The 2,884-nt window shown below is 74.3% G+C and carries 3 protein-coding genes; 1 reads left to right on the top strand and 2 read right to left on the bottom strand.

All coding sequences use genetic code 11. The features are described from left to right. Positions 1-786 (top strand): TetR/AcrR family transcriptional regulator (locus ACOJUF_RS14455; protein ID WP_420122530.1); only part of this gene is annotated, 786 nt, incomplete at its 5' end. On the opposite strand, the gene pspM is transcribed toward ACOJUF_RS14455, so the two are convergent. Beyond that, the gene (pspM, locus tag ACOJUF_RS14460) at positions 776-1,729 is read right to left on the bottom strand and encodes a phage shock envelope stress response protein PspM (RefSeq protein ID WP_420122531.1); all 954 of its coding nucleotides are present in this window, start codon (positions 1,727-1,729) and stop codon (positions 776-778) included. The genes ACOJUF_RS14455 and pspM overlap by 11 nt on opposite strands. 14 nt (positions 1,730-1,743) lie before the next feature. Further along, entirely contained in the window at positions 1,744-2,559 is an 816-nt protein-coding gene (locus ACOJUF_RS14465) for a PspA/IM30 family protein (protein ID WP_420122532.1), read from the bottom strand. Positions 2,560-2,884: the final 325 nt, after the last annotated feature.

Consider the following 2,884-nt stretch of genomic DNA (forward strand, 5'->3'; position numbering starts at 1 on the left):
GATGCCCGGGCCGGCGATGCGCGGGCGGGCGGCCTGCCGCCGGACGATGCCCGGACCGGCGATACGCCGGCGGGCGATGCGCCGACGGGCGAGGGGCCGGAGCCCGTGCCGCCGGCCGAGGCCGGTCGGGCCGCGGCGACGGGACCGGCGGCCCGCAAGCCCGGACGGCCGCGGGAACACCGCGCCGACCGGGCGATCATCGGCTCCACGCTGGAGATCTTCGCCGACGAGGGGTATCACGCCCTGACGATCGAGGCGGTCGCCGCGAGTGCCGGGGTGGGCAAGGCGACCATCTACCGGCGATGGCCGGGGAAGAAGGAACTGGTCATCGACGCGCTCGCCTCGCTCAACGACGAGCTCATGGCAGCGAAGGCGCATCTGCCGCCGACGATCGAGGACTGCCTGCGCATGGTCCTGCACCACCTGACGACCCGGGACCCGGAAAGTCTGCTGGGCCGGATCACGCCGCGGATGCTGGTGTACAGCGAGAGCCAGCCGGACCTGTACGCGGAGTATTTCGACCGGGTGATCGTGCCGCGGCGCCGGTGGCTCAACGACTTGCTGCGCGAGGGCGTCGCGCGCGGCGTCCTCCGGCCCGACCTCGATGTGGAGATCGCCGCGCTGGCCCTGGTCGGCCCGGCGCTGATGCCGGCCCGCGGGCTCGGGGTGCCGGCCACCGGCGCCGATCTGGCGGACCGTCTGTTCGACGTGCTCTGGCCGGCCTTCCGGGCCGATCCGGATGGCCGGACCCCTTCGGGCTCCGGCCGGGCCGCGATCAGCGACTGAGCTCGCGCATCCCGTCCGCGAGGGCGTTGAGCTGATCGATCCGGTCGGCCAGTTCAGGCGCACCGGTCAGCGGCGCCGGACCCGGACCGACGCCGGACGGCCCTGCCGAACCGGGGCCCGTCCCGACCCCCGGGGCCGCCGCGCCCGGGCCACGGGCCGCCAGCGCACCCGCGGCGGCGCCACCCACCTGCGGGGCCGTGTTCGGGTCGAGCCGGCCCGGGTCACCCTGGGCCAGTCTCCGGGAGGCGGTCGCGGCCTCGTTCGCCGCGGCCACCAGCCGGCCGTAGCCGGCCACCCCGTCCTCGATCTCCCGCCGCATCTCGGCGATCGTGCCGTCGAGCCCGCCACCGACGTCGGCGGCGGCCCGTCGCCGGGCCCGGATCAGGGTCGATGCCTGGGCCGCACGGTCGCGCAGCCGCCGTTCGGTCTCGTCGGCGGCGGCGATCACCTCGGCCCGGACGGCGCGCACCGAATCGTCCTCCACCAGCCCGATCATGGCGACCAGTCGACGCAGACCGTCCGAGTAGCCGTCCAGCCGGGCCATCGGGCCCCGCAACTCGGCGGCGACCGCCACCCGGCGGGGCGACGGCGGCGGCAGGGCGGCCACGACACGGGTCCGTTGCCGCAGGTCAGATGCTGCCCGGACACCGCGGGTCACACACAGCGTGAGCACCACGGTCAGGAACACCAGCGCGACGATCGCCGCCGCGGAGAGCCCGCCGATCGCCACCACCCCGGCCCCGCCGGCCACGGTGACGACGGAGGCCGCCGACCAGGCGCGCAGCCGTCGTTGCGCGGCTCGCCGGCGCCGGCGGGCCACCTGGGCCGGTTCACGACGCGACCGCACCGCCTCGGCGGCCGTCGCCCCGACCTGGGCGGCCAGGTCCAGCCCCGATCCGACGACGGCGCCGGAGGAGAAGACCTCGACAGCGGTCTTGCGCATCGGAACCGCCGCCATCAGGTCTGCTGGTTGGGCAACGCCGCCGGCGTGGCCGGTGCGGCCGTGGTGCCGGTCGCGCCGTCGATCGACCGGGGCTGCTGGGCCGCCAGCTCGGGATGCAGCTGCGCCCGCAGCTGGTCGAGCCGGGCGGACCCGGCCATGTCGAGCGTCGACTTCTGCACCTCGAGCATCCGGCCCTCGACCGAGTCGGAGTGCAGTTCGGCCGCGCCCAACGCGTTGGCGTACCGCCGTTCGATCTTCTCCCGCACCTCGTCCAGCGACGGCGTGTTGCCCGGCGCCTGCAGCGCCGACATCGACTGCAGGGAGGCCGACACCTGCTCCTGCATCTTCGCCTGCTCCAGCTGGGAGAGCAGCTTGGTGCGCTCGGCCAGCTTGGACTGGAGCTGCATGGCGTTGTTCTCGACCGCCTTCTTCGCCTGCTGCGCCGCCTGGAGGGCCTGGTCGTGCATCTTCTTCAGGTCTTCCATCTGCTGCTCGGCGGCGACCAGCTGGGTGGCGAAGGCCTGCGCGGTCTGCTCGTACTTGTCGGCCTCGGCCGCGTTGCCCTTGGCCCGCTGCTCGTCGGCCAGCACCAGGGCCTGCCGCGCCGAGGACGAGAGCCGCTCGACGTCACCCATCTGCCGGGTCAGCTTCATCTCGAGCTGCCGCTGGTTCCCGATCACCGCCGCCGCCTGCTGGGACAGGGCGGCGTGCTGACGCTGGGCGTCCTCGATGGCCTGCTGGATCTGCACCTTCGGATCGGCGTATTCGTCGACCTTGGACGAGAACAGGGCCATCAGGTACTTCCAGGCCTTGGTGAAGGGATTCGCCATGATGATGTCCTCTCGCCAGTTGCACGCTCCCGCGCCCCCGCACGTTCGCGGTGTTACTCATCGTTCCAGGTCGGCCGCCGAGGTTCCACCCACCGCGATCAACCCGGGGATCAATTCGGGCAGGCCCCGGACCGCCCGACCCGGCGCCTCGGGGTTCACCCCGAGCCCGGACCCCGGGTTCCCGCGGGCCGGTCCCACCGGCCGGCGGAGCGAGCGCGGCCCCCGCCGGAACCCGTTCGGAGCAGGCCGGGCCCGCCCGCTTGGTTACAGTGACGGTCCGCGCCCGTCGTCCGGCAGCCGGTAGACCGCGTCGACCCGGCCGCGC

This window comes from Nakamurella sp. (assembly GCF_048594475.1).
Taxonomy (GTDB): Bacteria; Actinomycetota; Actinomycetes; order Mycobacteriales; family Nakamurellaceae; genus Nakamurella.